Here is a 21,302-nt window from a genome sequence, read left to right as displayed (position 1 = left end):
GTGCTCCGCTACGCGATCTTCGGTCCGCCGCCCGTCAGTTGGTCGACGAAGGCCGCGCGATGGTTTTCCAGGTAGCGAACGGCCGCTTCGTATACGGCGACGCCGAGCCCATGGACGAAACGCTCGCCCGCGCCGGCGCATTCCGGCCGCTCCTTCGGCTCGGCCAGTTGCGCCAGCAGGCGTCGGTGATAGGCGAGGTAGCCGTCGAGCACGGCCACCGCCTCCGCCGGCGGCACGAGATGGGCGAAGAAGAGGACGACGAGGGCGTCCGACCGCAGCACGTCCTCGCGCGGGGGCTGCCGCAGCGCCCGCACCAGGCGGTCGCGCCCCTGGTCCGTCAGGGCGTAGATCCGGCGGTCCGGTCGGCGCTCCTGCGGCTGTTCGGTCGCCGCCACGGCGCCCTCCTGCTCGAGCCGGCGCAGGGCCGGATAGATGGAGCCGAAGCTCGCCTCGTGGAAATGGGCGAACGGGCCCTCCTCGAAAGCCTTGCGGATGTCGTAGCCGGTCGCCGGTGCGCGGGAGAGGGCGGCCATGCAGAGCGTGGGGACGTCCAAGTCGGTGGCGCTCCTGCGAGGAGGATGGGGCGGTCCTATGACGGGCCGCAATATTCCGGGCCGATATGGCAGCATCATGGCAGGACGGCAACCGATGGCTGCGGACTTGACAGCGCGCCGCCCTTTCGCCGCATTTGGCGGAATTCGAAACGGCAACGACCCACGAGGGGGCTCACTCATGCGCGCTATCCCGACCTTCGCCGCGGCGCTGCTCGGCGCCGCCATCCTGGCGCCGGGCCTCGCCTCGGCACAGGCGCCGCAGTTCTTCCGGATCGGTACCGGCGGCGCCGGCGGCACCTATTTCCCGATCGGCGGCATCATCGCCACGGGCATCTCCAACCCGCCCGGCTCGCGGCCCTGCGACAAGGGCGGCGCCTGCGGCGTGCCCGGCCTCGTCGCCATCGTCCAGGCCTCGGACGGCTCGGTCGGCAACGTCAACGCCGTCAACTCCGGGCAGATGGAGTCGGGCATCGCCCAGTCGGACGTGACCCACTGGGCCTATACCGGCACCGGCCTGTTCGAGGGCAAGCCGAAGGTCGAGTCGCTGCGGGTGATCGCCAACCTCTTCCCCGAGCACATCCAGGTCTTCGCGAAGGCGTCGAGCGGCCTCGGCAAGATCGAGGACCTGAAGGGCAAGAAGGTGAACTACGGGCCGCCGGCTTCGGGCACGCTGGTCGGCGCGCGGCTCTTCTTCGAGGTCTACGGCCTGAAGGAGAAGGTCGACATCCAGCCGGAATACCTGAACCCGCAGCCGGCTGCCGACCGGATCCGCGACGGTCAGCTCGACGCGGCCTTCCTGATCGCCGGCACCCCGACCGCGGCGCTGGTCGAACTCGCCTCGACGGCGGGCATGACCCTGCTGCCGGTCGAGGGCGCGATGCGCGACAAGGTGCTGAAGGCGATCCCGTTCTGGTCGGCGACGACGGTGCCGGCCGGCACCTACAAGGGCATCGACAAGGAGACCCAGACCGTCGCCGTCGGCGCCTGGTGGATCACCAACGCGAAGCAGCCCGAGGATCTCGTCTACAAGATCACCCAGGCGCTGTGGAACAAGAACACCCGCGAGCTGCTCGACAACGGCCACGCCAAGGGCAAGTCGATCGTCCGCGACAACGCCGTCAGCGGCGTCAGCGTGCCGTTCCATCCGGGCGCGGAGAAGTTCTACAAGGAAGCCGGCCTGCTGAAGTAGGCGCAAGGCGTCCGGACGACGACGGGGCCGGGGGGCGACCTCCGGCCCCGTTGCGCTTGCCGGGCATGAACAGGGGCGGCACATGACGACGGACAAGCTCGACCTCAAGGCGACGGCCGAACTCGAGGCGAAATACGACCCCGAGATGCACTTCCGATCGGTGGTGCAGCCGGCCCGGCTGATCGTCGGCGCCCTGCTGCTGGCGATGTCGCTGTGGCATGTCTACATCGCCGGGACCGGCATGCCGCAGACCCACTGGCTGGCGGCCGTCCATCTCGCCTTCGTGCTGTCGATCTGCTTCATCGTCTACGGCGCCACCAAGCATGGCCACGGGACGGCGCCCGTCAGCCGCTGGTACGCACCGGGCGGCGTGCCGCTCTACGACTGGGCGCTCGCCGCGGTCGCGGTCGTCGCCTCCCTCTACATCCCCTGGACGCTCGACGACCTGGCGTTCCGCGTCGGCAACCCGACCGACTGGGACATGGTCTTCGGCACCATCCTCATCTTCGTCGTCATCGAAGCCGCGCGGCGCTCCATGGGCTGGCCGCTGACGGTCATCGTGCTGGTGTCGCTCCTCTACGCGCTCTACGGCTATGTCGTGCCGGGCCTGCTGGCGCATCCGGGGTCGACCTGGGGGGGCATCGTCAGCCATCTCTACCTGCTCGACCAGGGCGTCTTCGGCATCCCGATCCAGGTGATGGCGACGCTGGTGTTCCATTTCGTGCTGTTCGGGGTGATCTCCACCCGGATGGGGCTGGGCCAGCTCTTCATCGACATCGGCTACTGCATCGCCGGCAAGTCGCCGGGCGGCCCGGCCAAGGTCAGCGTCATCTCGTCGGCGATGATGGGCACCATCTCGGGCTCCTCGGTCGCCAACACGGTGACCACCGGCTCGCTCACCATCCCGGCGATGAAGCGGATCGGCTACCGGCCCTATTTCGCCGGCGCGGTCGAGGCCGCGTCGAGCACCGGCGGGCAGATCACCCCGCCGATCATGGGCGCCGCCGCCTTCGTCATGGCCGAGTTCCTGGCCATCCCCTATCTCGACATCTGCATCGCCGCCGCGGTGCCGGCGCTGATGCACTATGTCGGCGTCTTCACCATCGTGCATTTCGAGGCCCGGCGGACGGGCCTGCGCGGCCTCTCGGCCGAGGAACTGCCGAGGCTCGGCCGGGTGCTGGCGCAGGGGTGGCCGACGCTGATCCCGCTCTTCGTCCTGGTGGCGATCATCTTCGAGGGCTACACGCCCTATCTCGCCGCCTTCTGGGGGATCATCGCGGCACTCGTCGTCGGCGTCGTCAACCCGCGCAACCGCATGAGCCTGCGGGACGTGCTCGACACCCTGATGGAGGGGGCCCGCTACTCGATCGCCGTCGGCGCGGCGGCGGCCGCGGTCGGCATCTTCGTCGGGGTCATCACGCTGTCCGGCCTCGGCTTCAAGATCTCCTACGCCGTGACCCAGGCGGCGGCCCAGTTCGCCGAGGACGTGCTGCCGCTCTTCCAGTTCCTGCCGCCGGACGCGGTGACGCTGAAGGACCTGACGCTGTTCTTCACCCTCGTCTTCGTCGGCCTCGCCTGCGTCGCCATGGGCACCGGCATTCCGACCACCGCGCTCTACATCATCCTGGCGGCGATCGCGGCGCCGGCGATCGTCCTGCTCGGCGTGCCGCCGCTGGCCGCGCACCTCTTCGTGCTCTACTACGGCGTGCTCGCGGACCTGACGCCACCCGTCTGCGTCGCCGCCTATGCCGCGGCGGGGATCGCCGGCGCCAACCCGTTCCGCACCGGCGTGCAGGCCTTCCAGATGGGCAATGCCAAGGTCCTGGTGCCGTTCGTCTTCGTCTACTCGCCGGTGATGCTGATCGTCGCCAAGCCGGGCTTCGACTGGGTCGACTTCGCGGTGACGACGGGAAGCTGCCTCGCCGGCATCTTCTTCCTCGGCATGGCGATCGCCGGCTTCGCCTTCGCCCGGCTGGGGGTCGTCTCGCGCCTGCTGCTGGCGGCGGCCGCGGTGATGATGATCTCGCCCAACGTCGCCGCGACGGTGCTCGGGATCGCGGTCGCGACGCTGCCGCTCGGCGTCAACTGGCTGGCGGCCCGCCGAGCGGGAAGCGCCGCGCCAGCGTGAACGGCGCGCCCGGCGCCGGCTCGACGAAGCGCGCGAGGTCGGTGAAGGGCAGCGGCGCCTGGCAGTGCGGGGCGACGAGCGGCGCCAGCGCCCGTTCGAGTGGCGCCTGCTCGTCCGGCGGCAGCGGCCCGGTCAGGGTCAAGTGGAACTGGAACCGGTCGAGGACGTGGGGATAGCCCCAGCGCGCCAGGAGTTCTTCCTGGCGCGGGTCGAGCCGGCCGCGCCGGCGGCGCTCCAGTTCGGCAGCGGTCGGCGCCGCGCGGAAGGCGTCGAGCCCGGTCACGCAGGCGGCCGCGACGGCGTCGAGGGTGGGCGAGGGAGCGCCCGGGACGAGCGCCAGGAAGCGCCCGATGGCCCGCAGCCGGAGCGCCGGCAGCGCGAACGGGCGCAGCCCGCGGGCGAGGTCGTCGAGACGGGTGTCGAGATCGTCCACGTCGCGCCCCGCGGCCAGCCGGAACGGCGGCTTCAGGGTGCCGTGGAAACCGTAGCGGGCCGGCTCGGCGACGACCGTTTCCAGGCGGCCGGAATCGACGCTGGGCAAGACCGGCCGCGGGCCGGGCAGCCGGCCCTCGGGACAGCGGCCGAGCCACGCCGCTGCGAACCGGGCGAGCGGATGGTCGGCCGGCGGCGCGAAATAGATGGCGTGGCGGTGCATCGGCGCCGGACCCTATACGCGCCCTGTCGGCACCGCCACCCGTCAGTCGCGCCGAAAGCGGGACCTCGGCTCGTGCACCAGCCGCTCGATGTCGCGCCGGCGGATGCCGATGTCGGACAGCATGCGGTCGTCGAGGCCGTGCAGCCACTGGGCGCTGCGGGCGAGTTCGCGCCGCCGCGCGGCGGCGGCGGCCAGGGCGACGAACGCCCGGGCGATCCAGGACCGCATGGCGAATGGGCCGCGGTCCGGGTGCTTCACGGCGACGTCGTGGGCGGAATCCGGGAAGATGGGAGTGTGCGTCTCCATCGCGTGGTCCTCCTGTGCCGGTGGGTCGCGGTGGGGGGTGTTCCGGTTCTGTACCGGCCCTGGCCTTCTCACGCCGGCCGCGGCGCACTATGCTGGGCCCGTTCTCCCGGTGGCCCCGGCCGACGCCGCGCCCTCGATCCCCTGTTGCGCGCCCCGTGCCGGGTTCGCTACAGGGTCCGGCATCCTCGGCCTCGCCCACCGTCCTTTCGCCATCGCCCGCGTCCCACAGGAGCCGACACCATGGCCGCCCATCCGCTGTTCGCCGAGGGCTTCAAGACGACGCCCTACTGGTGGGAAGCCGCGAGCCCGGCCCGTTTCGACGCAGCCCTGCCCGACCGCGCGGACGTGGTCGTGGTCGGCGGCGGTTATGCCGGGCTCAACTGCGCCCTGACGCTCGCCCGCGCGGGGACGGGCGTGGTGGTGGTCGACGCGGCCGAGATCGGCTGGGGGGCGAGTTCCCGCAATGGCGGGATGGTCTCCGGCGGCATGAAGGTCTCCGACCCCAAGATCGAGAAGCTCTACGGGGCCGAGGTCGCGCGCGGCATCCGCGAGGACGGGTGGAGCTCCTTCGCCCATATCGAGGACCTGATCCGCCGCGAGGGCATCGACTGCGACTATGTCCGGTCGGGACGCTTCGTCGGCGCCCACACTCCCGACGACTATGCCGCGATGGCGGCGCGTGCGCCGAAGCTGCGCGAGGTCACGGGCGCCGTCGTCGAGATGATCCCCCCTGAACGCCAGCGCGAGGAGATCGGCAGCGACTACTACTACGGCGGCATGGTCGTCGAAGGGACGGGCGCGCTGCACCCGGCCAAGTATGTCCGCGGCCTGGCGCAGCGCGTCGCCGAGGCAGGTGCGACGCTGTGCTCGCATGCGCGGGTCGAGGGCATCGTCCGCGAGGCAGGCGGCTTCGTCGTCAAGACGACGCGCGGCACCATCCATGCCCGCGAGGTGATGGCCGCGACCAATGGCTACACCGGCACGGTCACGCCGTGGCTGCGCCGGCGCCTGATCCCGGTCGGCAGCTACATCATCGCGACCGAGCCGCTGCCGCCCGAGGTGACGCGGCGCCTGTCGCCGAAGGGCCGCATGTTCTCGGACAGCAAGAAGGTGCTCTACTATTTCCGTCTGTCTCCGGACGGGACGCGGGTGCTGTTCGGGGGGCGGGCGAGCTTCCGGCAGACGACGCCGGAGGCGGCGGGCCCCGTCCTGCATCGCTTCATGACCGGCGTCTGGCCGGAGCTCGCCGAGACGAAGATCACCCACAGCTGGACGGGCAACGTCGCCTTCACCTTCGATATGGTGCCGCACATGGGCGTGCACGAGGGGGTCCACTACGCGATGGGGTGCCAGGGCAGCGGCGTCGCCATGGCAAGCTATCTCGGCAACCAGGTGGCGCTGAAGATCCTCGGCCGGACCAATCGGCCCTGCGCCTTCGATGGGCTGCCCTTCCCGACCCGGCCGCTCTACCGCGGCAGTCCCTGGTTCCTGCCGATCGTCGGTTCCTGGTATCGCCTGTCCGACCGGATGGCGCGCTGGCGCGCCCGTCCGCAATAGCCGAGAGAAAGAGGGGTCGCCCCGCGATGGATGTCCTGCAGTCCGTTTCGTCGAGCTTTGCCGCCGACTATAGCGATGCCCGGCGCAGGTTCGCCGATGCCGTCGCCGCGACCGGCGGCCGCCTCCGCGGCTACCAGAACCCCAACCGCGGCCCGCGCGGCGAGGAGCTGGCGACCGATACCGCCTGGTATGGCGCGGCGGACGCGCCGACGGTGATGGTCGCCATCTCGGGCACGCACGGGGCCGAAGGCTTCTGCGGGTCGGGATGCCAGGTCGACTGGCTGCGCTCGGGGGCCCTCCGGTCAGTCCCGGACAATGTCGCGGTGCTGCTGGTCCATGCGATCAACCCGCACGGCTTCGCCTGGATCCGCCGGGTGACCGAGGAGGGCTGCGACCTCAACCGCAACTACATCGATTTCACGAAGCCGCTGCCGGAGAACCCCGGCTACGACGAACTGGCCGACGCCTACATTCCGGCCGAACTCTCGGGCCCGGTCTTCGAGGCGGCGGAGGAGCGGGTTCGTGCCTACCGCGAGAAGCACGGCGTCTATGCCGCGTCGGTCGCGCGCTCGGGCGGCCAGTACCGGCATCCGGGCGGGCTCTTCTACGGGGGCAGCGGACCGACCTGGTCGCGCCGGACCGTCGAGACGATCGTCGCCGACGAACGGCTGGCCGACCGCCGTCTGGTCGCGGTCGTCGACTACCACACCGGGCTCGGCCCCTACGGCTATGGCGAGCTGATCTGCGACCACACGGTCGACAGCATCAACGTCCGCCGGGCCAAGGCATGGTGGGGCGAATCGGTGACCGAGCCGCAGCTCGGGACCTCGGCGTCGGTGCCCAAGCACGGCCTGGGCGAGATCGGGTGGGAGCGGATGCTGGGCGACCGCGTCTCCTTCGTCGCCATCGAGTACGGCACCTATCCGCCGGAGTCCGGGCGGGCAGCGCTCCGCGACGACCACTGGCTGCACAATCGCGGCGCGGTCGACTGGGACGCGGCCGAGACCAAGCGGATCAAGGCGGCGCTGCGCCGGCAGTTCTATCCCGACACCGACGAGTGGCGGGAAATGGTCCTGTGGCGCTCGCGCATGGTCATGCGCCAGGGCATCGAGGCGCTGGCAAAGGGCTGACGAGGCGGGAGGCGCCTGGCTTCCGGGCGCCTCCCGTCGCGCTCGATCAGGCGGGCTCCGGCTCCCGGCGGGGGATCCAGCTCCGCGCCTCGCCGGCATATTCGGGGCCGGGATTGCCGCGCACGGTGGTCCGCCACATCAGGCGGCGGTGGTACTCGGCATCGAACCAGGTCGCCGCGTGGACGAGGCAGCGATTGTCCCAGATGACCATGTCGCCGTCGTCCCAGTCGTGGGCATAGGTGAAGCCCGGGCCGGTCAGGTGGTGCATGAGTTCGCGCACCAGATCGGCGCCCTCGCTGTCCGGCCCCTTCCCGAGACCGACGACGGGACCCTCGATCCAGTCCATCTGGCCGTGCTCGCAGAGATAGAGCGCCGGCTTGCCGGTGACCGGATGGATGCGCACCAGCGGCTGGCGCTGCGGCTGCTCGTGCGGCTTCAGCGGCTTCGGCGGCCGGCCGTCGCGGATCGCTTCGGGCGAGCGGTTGCTGCCGGGCATGACATGCAGCCCGTCGCGCCCGGCGATGCGCCGCTTGGTCTCCTCCGGCAGCGCCGCATAGGCGCCGGTGCCATTGGCGAACAGGGTCTGGCCCTGACCCTTGGGCACGGCGATGGCGGCGAAGAAGAGCGAGATGTCGGGTGGCGGCCGGCGATAGCTCTGGTCGGTGTGCCAGCCCTTGCGATGCGGGTACTGCATCGGCAGGCCGCCGTCCGCCGTCCGCGGCGGATCGGGGAGGGGCGGCGGCGGCTTGCTCGCCGGCGGCATGTTCGAGACGACGAGGATCTCCTTCACCGTCGGATGCACCTTGCTCCGCTCGGTCAGGGTCTCGTGGTAGTTCTCGACCTCCGGGCCGAAGAGGCGGCTGAGGCGGACCAGCAGTTCCGGCTCCTGCGCGATGGCATGGAGGCCCGGCACCAGGAGCAGTCCGTCGTGGCGGCCGAGCGCATCGGGGATGGCGTCCGGCTCGGCCTCGGCGGCGGCGATGAAGGCGCGGGTATAGTCGGGACCGGCCGCGCCGCGCAGGCGCACCAGGCCGCCGAAGGGAGACTGGGGCAGGGGAAGGATGTCGAAGCCGGCGGTCATCGGCGGCAGCCCTCGTGACTGGTGGGGGCTTCCAGACTGCGGCACCGCGGCCCGAATCTCAAGCCGGGCGGAACCCCGCTAGCCGGAGAGGGTGAGGGGGTTGAAGCGGGTGTCGCGGTCGTAGACGTCGATGCCCTCGGCGCGCTTCAGCCAGCCGACGACGACATAGGTGACGGGCGTGGCGGCGGCCTCGTAGGCCGACTTGAACAGCCATTGCGTCAGGATCGCGGTCACGATCAGGCTCGGCGGCAGGATGCCGGCGAAGGCGAGGGTGACGAAGATGGCGCTGTCCAGGAACTGCCCGATCACCGTCGAGCCGATGGTGCGGACCCACAGCATCCGCCCGTCCATGGCGACCTTGAGCCGGGCCAGCACGTAGGCGTTGACGAACTCGCCCGCGAGATAGGCGACGAACGACGCCAGCAGGATCCGCGGCGTCATGCCGAGAATGCGCTCGAACGCCTCCTGGCCGTCCCAGAAGTGCGCTGCCGGCAGCACGCCGGCCAGCGCGATCGCCAGCACCGCCAGCAGGTTGCACAGGAACCCGAGCCAGATCGCGCGCCGGGTGCGGGAATAGCCGTACACCTCCGTCAGGACGTCGCCCAGGATGTAGGTGACGGGGAAAACCACCACCCCCGCCGGCAGGATCATGCCGCCGATCGAGACGAGCTTCACGGCGACGACGTTCGCGACCACGAGGCAGGTCACGAACAGCGCGACGACGACGAGAAAGCGCTCGGACAGGAGGCCGGTTCGGGTGTCCATCGGGGCCGGGACGTAGAGTGCCGGCCCCGGACCTGTCAACGGTTCTCGCCTATCGGCGCGAGCGTCCCTATATCTGGCGCCCCCGATGCTGACCGCCGACTTCGACTTCGATCTTCCCGCCGACCGGATCGCCCAGGCTCCGATGCGTCCGCGCGACGCCGCGCGCCTGCTCGGGATCGGCGCCACCGGTCTCGAGGACCGCGTGGTCCGCGACCTGCCGCAGCTGCTGCGTCCGGGCGACCTGCTCGTCAGCAACGATACGCGCGTCATCCCGGCGCGCCTCGCCGGCCGGCGCGGTGCCGCGGCGGTGGAAGTGACGCTGCATCTGCGCGAGGCGGAGGATCGGTGGCGCGCCTTCGCCCGCCCCGCGAAGCGGCTCCGCCCCGGCGACACGATCGATTTCGCCGAGGGCTTCGCGGCCGAGGTCATGGCGAGGGGCGAGGGTGGCGAGGTCGTGCTGCGCTTCTCGGTCGGCGGTCCGGATCTCCATCGTGCGCTCGAGCGGCATGGCCACATGCCGCTGCCGCCCTATATCCGCGGCGGCGCCGATGCCGCGTCGGACCGCGACGACTACCAGACGCTGTTCGCCCGGCGGGACGGGGCCGTGGCGGCTCCGACTGCCGGCCTGCATTTCACGCCGGAACTGCTGGCCGCCCTCGACGCCGCCGGCGTGCGCCGGACCGTCGTCACCCTCCATGTCGGGGCCGGGACCTTCCTGCCGGTCAAGGCCGAGCGCGCGGCCGACCACCGGATGCATGCCGAATGGGGCGAGGTCGGCGCCGCGGCCGTGGCGGCGATCGACGAGACGCGGGCGGCGGGGGGACGGGTCGTCGCCGTCGGCACCACCAGCCTGCGCCTTCTCGAATCGGCGGCGGCCGGCGACGACGGGCGGGTGTGGCCCTTCTCCGGCACCACCGACATCTTCATCCTGCCGGGATACCGGTTCCGCGTGGTCGACCTGTTGATGACCAACTTCCACCTGCCGCGCTCGACGCTCTTCATGCTGGTGTCGGCGCTGGCCGGGCTCGAACGCATGCGGGCCGCCTATCGCCACGCCGTCGATGCCGGCTACCGCTTCTATTCCTACGGCGACGCCTGCCTGATCGAGCGCGCGACGTGAGCCTCGGATTCGAACTGCTCGCGACCGATGGCGGCGCCCGCCGCGGCCGCCTGGCGACCGCCCACGGCACTGTCGAGACGCCGGCCTTCATGCCGGTCGGCACCGCCGCCACCGTCAAGGCCATGACGGCCGACGCGGTGCGCGCGACCGGCGCCGAGATCGTGCTCGGCAACACCTATCACCTGATGCTGCGGCCGGGCGCCGAGCGGGTGGCGCGGCAGGGCGGCCTGCATCGCTTCATGGGCTGGGACGGGCCGATCCTGACCGATTCCGGCGGCTTCCAGGTCATGTCGCTGGCGGCATTGCGGAAGATCGACGAGACCGGCGTCACCTTCCGCTCGCACATCGACGGCAGCGCCCACGCCGTGACGCCGGAGCGCTCGATCGAGATCCAGGACCTGCTCGACGCCGATGTCACCATGGCCTTTGACGAATGTACCCCCTTCCCGGCGACGGAGGAGCAGGCGACGGTCTCGATGCGCCTGTCGATGCGCTGGGCGGCGCGCAGCCGCGCGGCCTTCCGCGACCGGCCCGGCTATGGGCTCTTCGGGATCGTGCAGGGCAGCACCTTCCGCGACCTCCGGGCGGAGTCGGCGGCGGCGCTGCAGGCGATCGGCTTCGATGGCTATGCGATCGGCGGGCTCGCCGTCGGCGAGGGCCAGGCGGCGATGTTCGAGACGGTCGCCTATACCGCGCCGATGCTGCCGGCCGACCGGCCGCGCTACCTGATGGGGGTCGGCCGGCCGGAGGACATCGTCGGCGCGGTCCGGCGCGGCATCGACATGTTCGACTGCGTCATGCCGACCCGATCCGGGCGCACGGCCCAGGGCTTCACGCGCCGCGGCACGGTCAATATCCGCAACGCCCGCCACGCCGACGACCCGCGGCCGCTCGACGCCCGCTGCGCCTGTCCCGCCTGCCGCAACCATTCGCGGGCCTACCTGCACCATCTCGTGAAGTCGAACGAGATTCTCGGGGCGATGCTGCTGACCTGGCACAACATCCAATATTATCAGGACCTGATGGCCGGACTTCGCGACGCCATCGTCGCCGGGCGGCTCGACGACCATGCCGGCGACCTTGCGCGCGGCTGGGCCGAGGGCGACATACCGGCCGGAGAGACGGGATGACCGAGACGCTGACGCAACTGGGCCGCGCCACCCCCTTGCCTGCCACGCCCGAGGCGGCGGTGCTGGAGCGGGTGGCGAACCCGCATCCCGGCCACCCTTACATGGTGCGCTTCACCGCGCCCGAGTTCACCTCGCTCTGCCCGATCACCGGTCAGCCGGACTTCGCGCACCTCGTGATCGACTACGTGCCCGGCGGCTGGATCGTCGAGAGCAAGTCGCTCAAGCTCTATCTCGGCGCCTTCCGCAACCATGGCGCCTTCCACGAGGCCTGCACGGTCGCCATCGCCCGCCGGCTGGTGGCGGAGATCCGGCCCGAGTGGCTGCGCATCGGCGGCTACTGGTATCCGCGCGGCGGCATGCCGATCGACGTCTTCTACCAGACGGGCCCGGCGCCGGACGGCGTCTGGATCCCGCCGCAGGAGGTGGCGCCCTATCGCGGCCGCGGCTGACATCCGCACGGCCATCCGCGCCCGCGCGCTGGCCGAGGGCTTCGATGCGGTCGGCTTCGCCCCGGCGGCGCTCGACCGGCGGGTGGGGGCCTGGCTGGCGGATTTCCTGGCGGCCGGCCGGCACGGCGACATGGGCTGGCTCGCCGCCAGGGCCGAATGGCGGGCCGACCCGCGCGCGATGTGGCCCGCGGCGCGCACGGTGCTGGCGCTCGGCCTGTCCTACGCACCCGACCGCGACCCCCTGGAACTCCTGCGCCATCCCGATCGCGGCATCGTCTCGGTCTATGCCCAGGGGCGTGACTACCACGACGTGGTCAAGCGCCGGCTGAAGCGGCTCGCGCGCTGGCTGCACGAGACCGAAGGCTGTGCCGTCAAGGTCTTCGTCGACACCGCCGCCGTCATGGAGAAGCCGCTCGCCGCCCGGGCCGGGATCGGCTGGCAGGGCAAGCACACCAACCTCGTGTCGCGCGAGCACGGATCCTGGCTCTTCCTCGGCATGGTCTATACCGACCTCGAGCTGGCGCCGGACGCGGCCGAGGAGGACCATTGCGGCAACTGCCGGCGCTGCCTCGACGCCTGCCCGACCGACGCCTTCCCGGCGCCCTACCAGCTCGACGCGCGGCGCTGCATCTCCTACCTGACGATCGAGCATGCCGGCCCCGTCGATCCCGGCCTGCGGCCGAAGCTCGGCAACCGCATCTATGGCTGCGACGACTGCCTCGCCGTCTGCCCGTGGAACAAGTTCGCGCGCCGGACGGGCGAGGCCGAATTCCTGCCGCGCGCCGAACTGACCGCGCCGCGCCTCGCCGACCTCGCACGCCTCGACGACCCCGGGTTCCGCCAGGTCTTCTCGGGCTCGCCGATCAAGCGGATCGGTCGCGACCGGTTCGTGCGCAACGTCCTCTACGCGCTCGGGAACTCGGGCGACCCGGCGATGGCGGCCGAGGCCGCGCGGCTCCTCGACGATCCCGACCCGGTGGTGCGCGACGCCGCCGCCTGGGCCGTGGCCCGGCTGACCCGCCCCTCAGAACTTCACCAGGCTCGGCACGAATAGCGAAATCTCGGGCACATAGGTGACGAGCGCGAGCACCACCAGCATCGCCAGGTAGAAGGGCCAGATCTCGCGCGTCACCTGCTCGATGGTGACCCGCCCGACGGCACAGCCGACGAACATGGTGGCGCCGACCGGCGGCGTGATGAGGCCGATCCCGAGATTGACCAGCATGATCATGCCGAAATGGACCGGGTCGACCCCGAAGCTCTTGACCACCGGCAGCAGGATCGGCGTGCAGATCAGCAGCAGCGGCGCCAGGTCCATGAGGCAGCCGAGCACCAGCAGCATGATGTTGATGAGGAAGAGGATGACGTATTTGTCGTCGGACAGGGTCAGGAAGAAGGCCGTGACCTGCGCCGGAAGCTGCATCAGCGCCATGATGTAGCCGAAGGACGACGCGAACCCGATCAAGATCATGACCATCGAGACGGTCTTGACCACCCGGTGGACGAGCTTCGGCAGGTCCCGCCAGCGATAGTCGCGGTAGACGAACATGGTGACGAGGAAGGCGTAGACGCAGGCGACGGCCGCCGATTCGGTGGCGGTGAAGACGCCGGACAGGATGCCGCCGAGGATGATGACCATCGTCAGCAGGCCGTAGAAGGCTTCGAGCACCGTGCGCAGCGCCTGGCGCAGCGGCACCGGCTCGCCCTTGGGGAAGCCCCGGCGCCGGGCCATGAACAGGCAGAGCCCGATCAGCGCCCCGCCAAGCAGCAGCCCGGGCAGGAATCCCGCCAGGAAGAGGTGGGCGATCGACACCGTGCCGCCGGCGGCGAGCGAGTAGATGACGGCGTTGTGGCTGGGCGGAATGAGAATCGCCTGGACGGAGCCGGCGATGGTGACGTTGGTGGCGAACACCCGCGGATAGCCCGCCTTCACCATCTGCGGGATCATCACCGAGCCGATCGACGAGGTGTCGGCGACCGACGAGCCGGAGATGCAGCCGAAAAAGCTGGAGGCCAGCACGTTGACCAGCGCCAGTCCGCCGCGGATGAAGCCGACGAGGACGTTGGCGAGCGCCACGAGGCGGCGCGCCATGCCGCCCTCGGCCATGATGGCGCCGGCCAGCACGAAGAAGGGGATCGCCAGCAGGGAGAAGTTCCGCACCCCGTCGGAGATCTTCAGCATCACCGCTTCCCACGGGATGTCGATCCACAGCGCTCCGACCAGCGCCGCCGCGCCCAGGGCATAGGCGACCGGCAGGCCGATCGCGATCAGGGCGAACATGCTGCCGAGGAGGACGAGCGCGTCCATGACGGGTCACTGCTCCTCGAGCGTGGTGTCGCTGAAGACGACCGAATCGGGGGGCGGCGGGCCGATCCACAGCCGTTCGGCGATGAAGAGCAGGGTCACCGCGCCGCCGAGCGGCAAGGGCAGGTAGGTGATGCCGACCGAGAGGAACGGGAATTCGGCGATCACCTGGTGCCAGGTCGCGTGGCAGAGCTCCAGCCCGTAGACGACCATGAAGAGGCTGATGGCGCCGAGCAGCAGGTCGACCAGCAGGGCGAGCGCCCGCCGCACCCGCGGCGGCGTCGCGCCGGCGATCATGTCGACCGCGATGTGCGCGTTCGCCCGGTAGCAGGCGGCGGCCCCGAGGAAGGTGAAGAGCACCATCAGCAGGATCGCCAGCGGCTCGGGCCAGGCCGAGCCGTGGTTCAGGACGTAGCGGGTGAAGACGCCCCACGGCACCACCAGGGTGATGACCACGACGGCGAGGCCGGCGAGGCCGACGCAGGCGAGGTAGAGGGCGTCCATCGCGCGGCGATAGGCGTCGGACATCGCGGGGCAGGGTCTGCGGTCGGGACGTGGGGGGGCGGCCGCGGGGCCCCCCCCCCCCCGGGGTCCGAGACGGCGAGCGGACGGCCGGGGTGCGCGTCACCCGCCCGGCGGACATTGCGCCCAACATTTACCCGACCCGCGTGAACGCGGTCTGGAACGGCGTCTTGTCGGCGAAGGTGACGATCTCGATGCCGGCCGCCTTCATCTTGGCGATCGACTCGTCCTCCATCTTGTACCAGAGCTCGCGCTGCTCCTGCTGCGCCTCGCGGGACACCTTGCGGATCAGCGCCTGATCGTCCTTCGACAGGGTGTCCCAGGTGCGCCGCGAGAAGACGAAGATCTCCGGGATGATGAGGTGCTCCGTCATCGAGAAGTACTTCGCGACCTGAAAGTGGTTCTGGACGATGTAGGTCGGCGGATTGTTCTCCGCGCCGTCGACGACCCCGGTCTGCAGGGCGCTGTAGAGCTCGTTGAAGCCCATGGCGATGCCGTTGCCGCCCATCGCGTTCATGGTGTCGACGAAGATCGGATTGCCCATCATCCGGATCTTCAGGCCCTTGAGGTCGTCGGCCGACCGGATCGGACGCTTGTTGTTGTAGACATTGCGCGACCCGGCATTCATCCAGCCGAGCGCGATCAGCCGGGTCTGCGGGTTGCTGGAAATCTTCGCCAGCAGTTCGTCGCCGATCTCGCCGTCGATGACCTTCTCCATGTGCTTGGAGTCGCGGAAGACGAAGGGCATGTTGAAGACGTTGAGCTCGTCGACGATGGTGCCGACCGGGCCGACGCTGATGCGCGCGATCTGGAGCGCGCCGAGCTGGGCCTGCTCGATCATCTCCTTCTCGCCGCCGAGCTGCATCGACGGGAACATCTGGATGCTGAGGCGGCCGCCGGTCGCCGCCTCCAGCTTCTTGCCCATCCGGACGATGGCCTCGACGGTCGGATAGCCGAGCGGATGCACGTCGCTCGCCTTCAGCACCACCTTCTGCTGGGCCATGGCCGGACGGGCGTCGATCGCGCCCAGGCAAAGCGCAGCCGCCGCCGCGGCCGCGAGAACGAGCCGATTGTGCAACATGGGGTCTCCTCCCGACGCCGCTTCGTGGATGGCGGCATTCGCGGCGGGGACGCTAGCATGGCGCACGATTGGCAACAATCGGCCGGTACCGATTCGCAGAACCCGAAGGGAAGGCGCGCGCATGGCGACCATTCTTCTCACCCATCCCGAGAGCGCGCGGCGCCTCTACTACGGCGCCCGGGCGACCGCCGGGCTCGAGGCCCTGGGCACCCTGCGGCGCAATCCGCACGACCGCCCCTTCACCGAGGCCGAACTGATCGCGGCGGCCGACGGGGCGGACATCGTCGTCTCGGACCGGCAGACGCCGGGGCCCGCCGCCGTCTTCGAGGCGCTGCCCGGTCTGGTCGCCTTCGTCCGCTGCGCCGTCGACATCCGGAACGTCGACGTGCCGGCGGCGGGGCGGCAGGGGATCCTGGTCACCCGCGCCGGCCCCGGCTTCGGGCCGGCGGTCGCGGAATGGATCGTCGGGGCGATGATCGGGCTGGCGCGCCACACGGCGCACTATGTCCAGGCCTATGGCTCGGGCAGCGTGCCGGTGCCCCGGATGGGCCGGGAACTCCGCGGCAGCACCGTCGGCATCGTCGGTTTCGGGACCATCGCCCGCCGGCTGTGCCGGCTGCTGGAGCCGTTCGAGACGCGCATCCTGGTCCACGATCCCTATCTCGTGGTCGATGCCCCCGGCATCCTCCGGACGGACCTCGCGACCCTGGCGGCGGAGGCGGATTTCCTGGTGCCGCTGGCGGTCGCCACGGCGGAGACGGAGAACCTCGTCGGCCCGGACCTGCTGGGACGCCTCAAGCCCGGGGCGCTCCTCGTCAATGCCTCGCGCGGCAATCTCATGGACGAGGCGGCGGTCGCTGCCGCGCTCGATTCCGGGCGCCTCGGCGGGCTGGCGATGGATGTCGGACGCGCCGCCGACCAGATGCCCTCGCCGGCGCTGGCCGGCCGTCCGGGCGTCCTGGCGACGCCGCATGTCGGCGGCCTCACGCCCGAGGCGATCGCCTACCAGGCGGACGAGACGGTGCGGCAGGTGGCGGAGATCGTCCGCGGGCGGGTGCCGCCCGGCGCGGTCAACGCCGCGGCGGCCGATCGCCTGGCGCGGCTCGGCAACGGCGGGCCGGGCTGAGCCGGCCTGCCGCTGCCGGCGGCGATCAGTGCTTGCCGTGCCCGGCCGCGGGCGCCGTGCCGACGACCACCTCGACCTGCCGCCGGCCCGCCTTCTCGAAGGTCAGGTCGAGCGGGAAGCGGTCGCCCGCCTTCAGGGGGGCCTTCAGGTCGATCAGCATGATGTGGTAGCCGCCCGGCTGCAGTTTCTGCGTCGCGCCGGCGGCGATCTCGATCGTCGCGACCGGCCGCATCCGCATGACGTCGCCGTCCTTGACGACGGTGTGCAGTTCGACCGTCCCGGCGACCGGAGCCGCGGCCGAGAGCAGGCGGTCCGGCGCCGCCGCGCGGTTCTCGATGGTGAGATAGGCGGCGCCGTTGCGCGCGCTCGGCGCCGACGGCCGGGCCCAGGGGGCCGAGATGTCGACGCCGGGCGCCTGCGCCAGGGCGGGCGCCGCGGCGAGCAGGGCGAAGGCGAGGGTCGCGATCTTCATGACGTGTCCTTTCGGGGGTCGCGTGGGGAGGTCGGGTGCGGTCGGCACCGGCGTCACCAGCGCATGCGCAGGCCGCCGAAGACGGCGGCGCCGGTGCCGGGTTCGTAGAGGGCCGACGTGGGTGTCGCGACCGCGGCGATGCTGGCGCTGGCGATGTATTTCCGGTCCAGCAGGTTGCGGCCGTCGAGGAACAGGGTGACGTGGTCGTCGACGTCCCAGCCCGCCCGGAAGCCGAGCAGCGCATAGCTCTCGGTCTTCGTCGTGTTGGCATTGTCGACATAGTAGGCCTCGGGAACCCACTCGACATTGGGGCCGAGGTAGAAGCCCTTCGGGCTGCGATAGAGCAGTTCCGCACGCAGGAAGTGCCGCGGGGCTCCGGGGAGTTCGTTGTCGCCCCAGGAGCGGTCGCCGTCGAAGCGGAAGTCGCTGAACGTGTAGGCGGCGTTCAGCCACAGCCGGTCGGGATTGGTGCCGGTCTCGAACAGGCCCTTGGCGAAGGCCCAGCCGCCGCCCAGTTCGATGCCCTGGTGGATGGTGCGGTCGGCGTTGGTGACCTGGTAGTTGCCGCCGCCGAGGTCGAAGAACTGGAACTCGTCGCGGAGGTTCATCCGGTAGACGGCCACGTCCCAGGTGTAGTCGGGACGCCGGCCGCGGCTGCCGATCTCGAAGGTGGTCGCCCGCTGCGGCTTGGTGCTGGCCAGCACGAGGTTGGTGAAGTTGAGGTCGCCGAAGGTCGGCGCCTCGCCGCTGCGGGAGACGTTGGCGAAGACCTGCCAGCCCGGATCGACCTGCCACAGCACGCCGACCTTGGGATTGAGGAAGTCGAAGTCCCGCTCCCCGGAAGTGTCGGTGGCGTCGGCCAGCCGGTCCTCGCGCTTGCGGTTGGCGCGGACATACTGGGCGCCGGCGATCAGCGACACGCCGGACACCACTTCGAACGAATCCTCGGCATAGGCGGTGGTGGTGCGCGAGGAGTCCTTCGACTTCGACAGGAGCGCGCCCTTGCCGCCGCCCGGCAGGTTGACGGACTGGCTGTTGTTCACATGGCCGGTGGCCAGGTTCACCCCGACGGTCAGGCGGTTGCGATGGCCGGCGATCTGGCGCTCGTCGGTGGCCCGCGCGAAGGCCCCGAAATCCCGGTATTCGTAGTCGAGGTACTGGTAGATCGGGTGGATCAGGTCCTTGTTGACGACGTAGCCGCCGACCTCGAACCTGGTCGAGCCCAGGTTCAGGGTCGTCCGGTTGGCGGCCCGCCAGGACTGCATGTTGCGCTGGTAGTTCTGGACGAGGTTGCCGGCGGCGGCGCGCTTGGGATCGTGGAGCGCCGCCTGCTTGGTCACCGACCCCGGGATCTCCTGCCAGATGTCGGCGGCGTTGAAGTAGAAGCGGGTCTCGAGATCGGGCGTGATCTTCCAGCCGAGATTGCCGGCCGCGCGTGTCGAATGGCCGGCGCTGTGATCGCGGAAGCCGTCCTGGGACTGCCAGGAGCCGGTGACGTAGCCGTCGACCGCGCCATAGTGGCCGCCGGTGCTGCCTTGCAGGCGCCGGAAGCCGAAGCTGCCGGCGTCGGCGCGACCCTGGAAGAGGTCGGCATCGTAGCCGGACGGCGAGACGAAGTTGATGGCGCCGCCGATATGGTTGGCGCCGTAGCGGAGCGCGTTGGCGCCCTTGAAGACCTCGGCGTAGCGGAACCCGGTGATGTCGAGTTCCTGGAAGTCGCTGCTGCCGTCGGAGGCGTTGATCGGCACCCCGTCCTGCAGGATCGCGACGCCGCGCATGTGGAAGTTGCGGGACAGGCCGGAGCCGCGGACCGACAGGCGCGTGTCCTCGCCCCATTTCGGCTGGGCGAAGACGCCGGGCGTGTAGTCGAGGACGTCCTTCAGCGTCGTCGCCTGGGTGTCGGCCCAGGCGGTGCCGGGCACGAGGGAGACGGCCCCCGGGGTCCGCTCGATCGCCGATCGGGCGGCGTCCGTCGTCGGAACGGTGAGGCTCTCGGGCGGACGGTCGGCCTCGACCGCGACGGGTTGGAGCTGGACCTGGGCGACCGCGGCTGCGGGCACCAGGACGGCGAGGGTGGTCGCAGCGCGGACGAGGGATCCGGCCGTGGTCGGCTGGCGCATCGCAGTCTTCCTCACGGACGGGGCAGCAGGCGGAGGGCGGGGGCCGGATTGCGCAGCCTGACCGGCTCCTTGCCGGGCTCGGGAACCTCGGTCCAGCGGTGCTCGCCCGTGCTGCAGCGCTGCACGACCGGGACGCGGATCGTGTCTCCGGGCCGGTCGGGCAGCCGGACCTGGATGGCGAACTCCTCGAACTGCCAGTCCTCGAGCCGACCGCCGGCCCAGGTGACGCGGGCGACACGGTCGGTCGCCGTGTGGCCGTGTCCGTCGCGGACGGGCGTGGCGAGCGGCCGGCGCTCGACGGACACCTCCCAGCCCGCCTTGGGCTGCGGCTTGGCGCCGGTCACGCCCTCGGGGAGGTCGATGGCGACGGCGAGCGTCGGGTTGCCGTCGCAGCCGTGGGTGATCCGGACGACGAGCTTGTGATAGCTGCCGGCGACGGCGGTGCCGCCGTCGATGACGGCATGGGCCCGGGCGTCGAGCGGGTGGAGGAGGGCGGCCGCGACGAGGGCGGCGCCGAAGAGAGGGGCAAGCGGCGCGTGCTCGCGGAGCACGCGCGCGCGCTTGGGGGCTGAAAACCCAAAATACAGGTAAGGGCCGGGGGGCGCGCCCCCGGGGGTGGGGCGGTGGTTTTCCCCTTGGGGGGGCGCCGGGTGGGCCGGGCCCCGCCCCCCCCCTTGTCCCCGCCCCACCCCCCCACCGCCGCTGTCGATCCAGAAGGCACGCTCCATCCCCTTGGTGTCCAGCAAGGGAAAACGTTGCGGCAGCTCAGACATCGAAAGCTCGGTCATCGGCTTGCCGATCGAGGCCAGGGCGGCGGCCGATTTTTCCGCCCAGTCGGCGCCATTACCCGTCAACGCCAGGGTGCCAGTCGGCTCGTAGAGGGTCTGCCCGAGGTCGGCCCACAGCAGTTCCCACGCCCGGTACGCATCGTCGATCATGCGGGCATAGCCGACATGGCTGCCGTAGGGATGGCGGATCAACCTGTGCTCATCCATCGACGAAGCCAGTGGATTTGGAACCGGGCCCTGCTCGAACAGTTCGACTTCGTGCCCCCGTCGCGCCAGACCCCAGGCGGTTGCCAGGCCCATGATGCCGGCGCCGATGATGATCGCTTTCATGGATCTCCCCTGCTGTTCAGCGGGATTTGTCCGCCGGTGCTGCGCCGAACCGACCTGCCTTCAGGGGTATTAAGACTCCCTCTCGAAGATGTTGCAAATTGGGTCGTCATGGGCGTTGATGGCGCCAAGACTTACACAACCGGGAACAGTCGAAGGAATGACCATGGCAATGACCATGCTGCAGATGGCCGGTGCGCAACCGACGCCGGCCACCCTGGCCGACGGCATACTGCTGATCATTGATGCGCAGAGGGAGTATACCGACGGACTGCTGCCGCTCACCGGCGTGCAGCCCGCGGTGGATGCCCTGGCCGTGCTGCTCGAGAAGGCCCGCGCGGCGGGAACTCCCATCGTCCATGTGCGCCACCAGTCCAAGGGCAAGGCCTTCAATCCGACGTCGACAGGCTACGAGATCGTCAAGGAACTGACGCCGCGCGAGGGCGAGACGATCGTCGACAAGGGCATGCCCAACTCGTTCGCAGGCACCGACCTCG

21 protein-coding genes are annotated in these 21,302 nt (G+C 70.6%); 10 read left to right on the top strand and 11 right to left on the bottom strand.

The features are described 5' to 3' along the window. Positions 1 to 8: 8 nt before the first annotated feature. Positions 9 to 554 (bottom strand): PadR family transcriptional regulator, encoded by a 546-nt coding sequence (locus tag ACE3Q3_RS10325; protein WP_374445396.1) that lies wholly within the window; start codon positions 552 to 554, stop codon positions 9 to 11. Positions 555 to 732: 178 nt separating this feature from the next. Here ACE3Q3_RS10325 and ACE3Q3_RS10320 point away from each other — a divergent pair, with 178 nt between their 5' ends. Both ACE3Q3_RS10320 and ACE3Q3_RS10315 read left to right on the top strand, forming a co-directional pair. Continuing rightward, a complete protein-coding gene (locus ACE3Q3_RS10320; protein ID WP_374445393.1) occupies positions 733 to 1,743 on the top strand; it encodes a TAXI family TRAP transporter solute-binding subunit in 1,011 nt (336 codons plus the stop codon). An 82-nt stretch (positions 1,744 to 1,825) separates the two neighbouring features. Beyond that, positions 1,826 to 3,871, top strand: coding sequence for a TRAP transporter permease (locus tag ACE3Q3_RS10315; protein ID WP_374445391.1), 2,046 nt, complete (start codon positions 1,826 to 1,828; stop codon positions 3,869 to 3,871). Here the strand turns inward: ACE3Q3_RS10315 and ACE3Q3_RS10310 are convergent. Together ACE3Q3_RS10310 and ACE3Q3_RS10305 are read right to left on the bottom strand one after the other, a co-directional pair. Further along, positions 3,825 to 4,526, bottom strand: a complete 702-nt coding sequence (locus ACE3Q3_RS10310) for a DUF1045 domain-containing protein (protein ID WP_374445388.1) — start codon at positions 4,524 to 4,526, stop codon at positions 3,825 to 3,827. The genes ACE3Q3_RS10315 and ACE3Q3_RS10310 overlap by 47 nt on opposite strands. 42 nt (positions 4,527 to 4,568) lie before the next feature. Further along, positions 4,569 to 4,832 (bottom strand): DUF1127 domain-containing protein, encoded by a 264-nt coding sequence (locus tag ACE3Q3_RS10305; RefSeq protein ID WP_374445385.1) that lies wholly within the window; start codon positions 4,830 to 4,832, stop codon positions 4,569 to 4,571. 240 nt (positions 4,833 to 5,072) lie between these two features. Between ACE3Q3_RS10305 and ACE3Q3_RS10300 the strand changes: the two genes are divergently transcribed. After that, entirely contained in the window at positions 5,073 to 6,389 is a 1,317-nt protein-coding gene (locus ACE3Q3_RS10300; RefSeq protein WP_374445382.1) for an NAD(P)/FAD-dependent oxidoreductase, read from the top strand. 26 nt (positions 6,390 to 6,415) lie between these two features. Next, a complete protein-coding gene (locus ACE3Q3_RS10295) occupies positions 6,416 to 7,519 on the top strand; it encodes a M14 family metallopeptidase (protein ID WP_374445379.1) in 1,104 nt (367 codons plus the stop codon). Between the two features lie 46 nt (positions 7,520 to 7,565). Here ACE3Q3_RS10295 and ACE3Q3_RS10290 read toward each other — a convergent pair whose 3' ends face one another. Together ACE3Q3_RS10290 and ACE3Q3_RS10285 are read right to left on the bottom strand one after the other, a co-directional pair. Continuing rightward, complete coding sequence (locus ACE3Q3_RS10290) at positions 7,566 to 8,600, bottom strand: TauD/TfdA dioxygenase family protein (protein ID WP_374445377.1); 1,035 nt, start codon at positions 8,598 to 8,600, stop codon at positions 7,566 to 7,568. 78 nt (positions 8,601 to 8,678) lie between these two features. Beyond that, entirely contained in the window at positions 8,679 to 9,365 is a 687-nt protein-coding gene (locus ACE3Q3_RS10285) for a queuosine precursor transporter (RefSeq protein WP_374445374.1), read from the bottom strand. 85 nt (positions 9,366 to 9,450) lie between these two features. Between ACE3Q3_RS10285 and queA the strand changes: the two genes are divergently transcribed. The 4 genes from queA to queG are packed head-to-tail and all read left to right on the top strand — an operon-like array spanning position 9,451 to position 13,118. Further along, positions 9,451 to 10,485 (top strand): tRNA preQ1(34) S-adenosylmethionine ribosyltransferase-isomerase QueA, encoded by a 1,035-nt coding sequence (gene queA / locus ACE3Q3_RS10280; protein ID WP_374445372.1) that lies wholly within the window; start codon positions 9,451 to 9,453, stop codon positions 10,483 to 10,485. Continuing rightward, complete coding sequence (gene tgt, locus ACE3Q3_RS10275; RefSeq protein ID WP_374445369.1) at positions 10,482 to 11,615, top strand: tRNA guanosine(34) transglycosylase Tgt; 1,134 nt, start codon at positions 10,482 to 10,484, stop codon at positions 11,613 to 11,615. The genes queA and tgt overlap by 4 nt, the downstream gene beginning before the upstream one ends. Beyond that, positions 11,612 to 12,064, top strand: a complete 453-nt coding sequence (gene queF, locus ACE3Q3_RS10270) for a preQ(1) synthase (RefSeq protein WP_374445367.1) — start codon at positions 11,612 to 11,614, stop codon at positions 12,062 to 12,064. The genes tgt and queF overlap by 4 nt, the downstream gene beginning before the upstream one ends. Continuing rightward, complete coding sequence (gene queG, locus ACE3Q3_RS10265) at positions 12,048 to 13,118, top strand: tRNA epoxyqueuosine(34) reductase QueG (RefSeq protein ID WP_374445424.1); 1,071 nt, start codon at positions 12,048 to 12,050, stop codon at positions 13,116 to 13,118. The genes queF and queG overlap by 17 nt, the downstream gene beginning before the upstream one ends. On the opposite strand, the gene ACE3Q3_RS10260 is transcribed toward queG, so the two are convergent. From ACE3Q3_RS10260 to ACE3Q3_RS10250, 3 genes are all read right to left on the bottom strand, one after another. Beyond that, positions 13,089 to 14,372 (bottom strand): TRAP transporter large permease, encoded by a 1,284-nt coding sequence (locus ACE3Q3_RS10260; protein ID WP_374445363.1) that lies wholly within the window; start codon positions 14,370 to 14,372, stop codon positions 13,089 to 13,091. The genes queG and ACE3Q3_RS10260 overlap by 30 nt on opposite strands. A 6-nt stretch (positions 14,373 to 14,378) precedes the next feature. Beyond that, a complete protein-coding gene (locus ACE3Q3_RS10255; RefSeq protein ID WP_374445360.1) occupies positions 14,379 to 14,897 on the bottom strand; it encodes a TRAP transporter small permease in 519 nt (172 codons plus the stop codon). A 127-nt stretch (positions 14,898 to 15,024) separates the two neighbouring features. Then, positions 15,025 to 15,972 (bottom strand): TRAP transporter substrate-binding protein, encoded by a 948-nt coding sequence (locus ACE3Q3_RS10250; protein WP_374445357.1) that lies wholly within the window; start codon positions 15,970 to 15,972, stop codon positions 15,025 to 15,027. A 121-nt stretch (positions 15,973 to 16,093) separates the two neighbouring features. Here ACE3Q3_RS10250 and ACE3Q3_RS10245 point away from each other — a divergent pair, with 121 nt between their 5' ends. Beyond that, on the top strand, positions 16,094 to 17,098 hold the full coding sequence (locus tag ACE3Q3_RS10245; RefSeq protein WP_374445355.1) for an NAD(P)-dependent oxidoreductase: 1,005 nt from the start codon (positions 16,094 to 16,096) through the stop codon (positions 17,096 to 17,098). Between the two features lie 25 nt (positions 17,099 to 17,123). Here the strand turns inward: ACE3Q3_RS10245 and ACE3Q3_RS10240 are convergent, their stop codons facing one another. Genes ACE3Q3_RS10240 through ACE3Q3_RS10230 form a run of 3 tightly spaced genes read right to left on the bottom strand, consistent with a single transcriptional unit; the run spans position 17,124 to position 20,808 of the window. Beyond that, complete coding sequence (locus ACE3Q3_RS10240; RefSeq protein ID WP_374445352.1) at positions 17,124 to 17,570, bottom strand: copper chaperone PCu(A)C; 447 nt, start codon at positions 17,568 to 17,570, stop codon at positions 17,124 to 17,126. Between the two features lie 53 nt (positions 17,571 to 17,623). After that, entirely contained in the window at positions 17,624 to 19,690 is a 2,067-nt protein-coding gene (locus tag ACE3Q3_RS10235; RefSeq protein ID WP_374445350.1) for a TonB-dependent receptor family protein, read from the bottom strand. An 11-nt stretch (positions 19,691 to 19,701) separates the two neighbouring features. After that, a complete protein-coding gene (locus ACE3Q3_RS10230) occupies positions 19,702 to 20,808 on the bottom strand; it encodes an FAD-dependent oxidoreductase (protein ID WP_374445347.1) in 1,107 nt (368 codons plus the stop codon). Between the two features lie 169 nt (positions 20,809 to 20,977). On the opposite strand from ACE3Q3_RS10230, the gene ACE3Q3_RS10225 reads away from it, so the two are divergent. Then, positions 20,978 to 21,302, top strand: a 325-nt coding sequence (locus tag ACE3Q3_RS10225) for an isochorismatase family protein (RefSeq protein ID WP_374445345.1), incomplete at its 3' end; no start/stop codon positions are given.

The organism is Allostella sp., from assembly GCF_041913585.1.
In the GTDB taxonomy this organism is placed as follows: Bacteria; Pseudomonadota; Alphaproteobacteria; order ATCC43930; family Allostellaceae; genus Allostella.
Note: the sequence above shows the minus strand (reverse complement) of the source record. Positions and strands in the feature narration are given on the sequence as shown.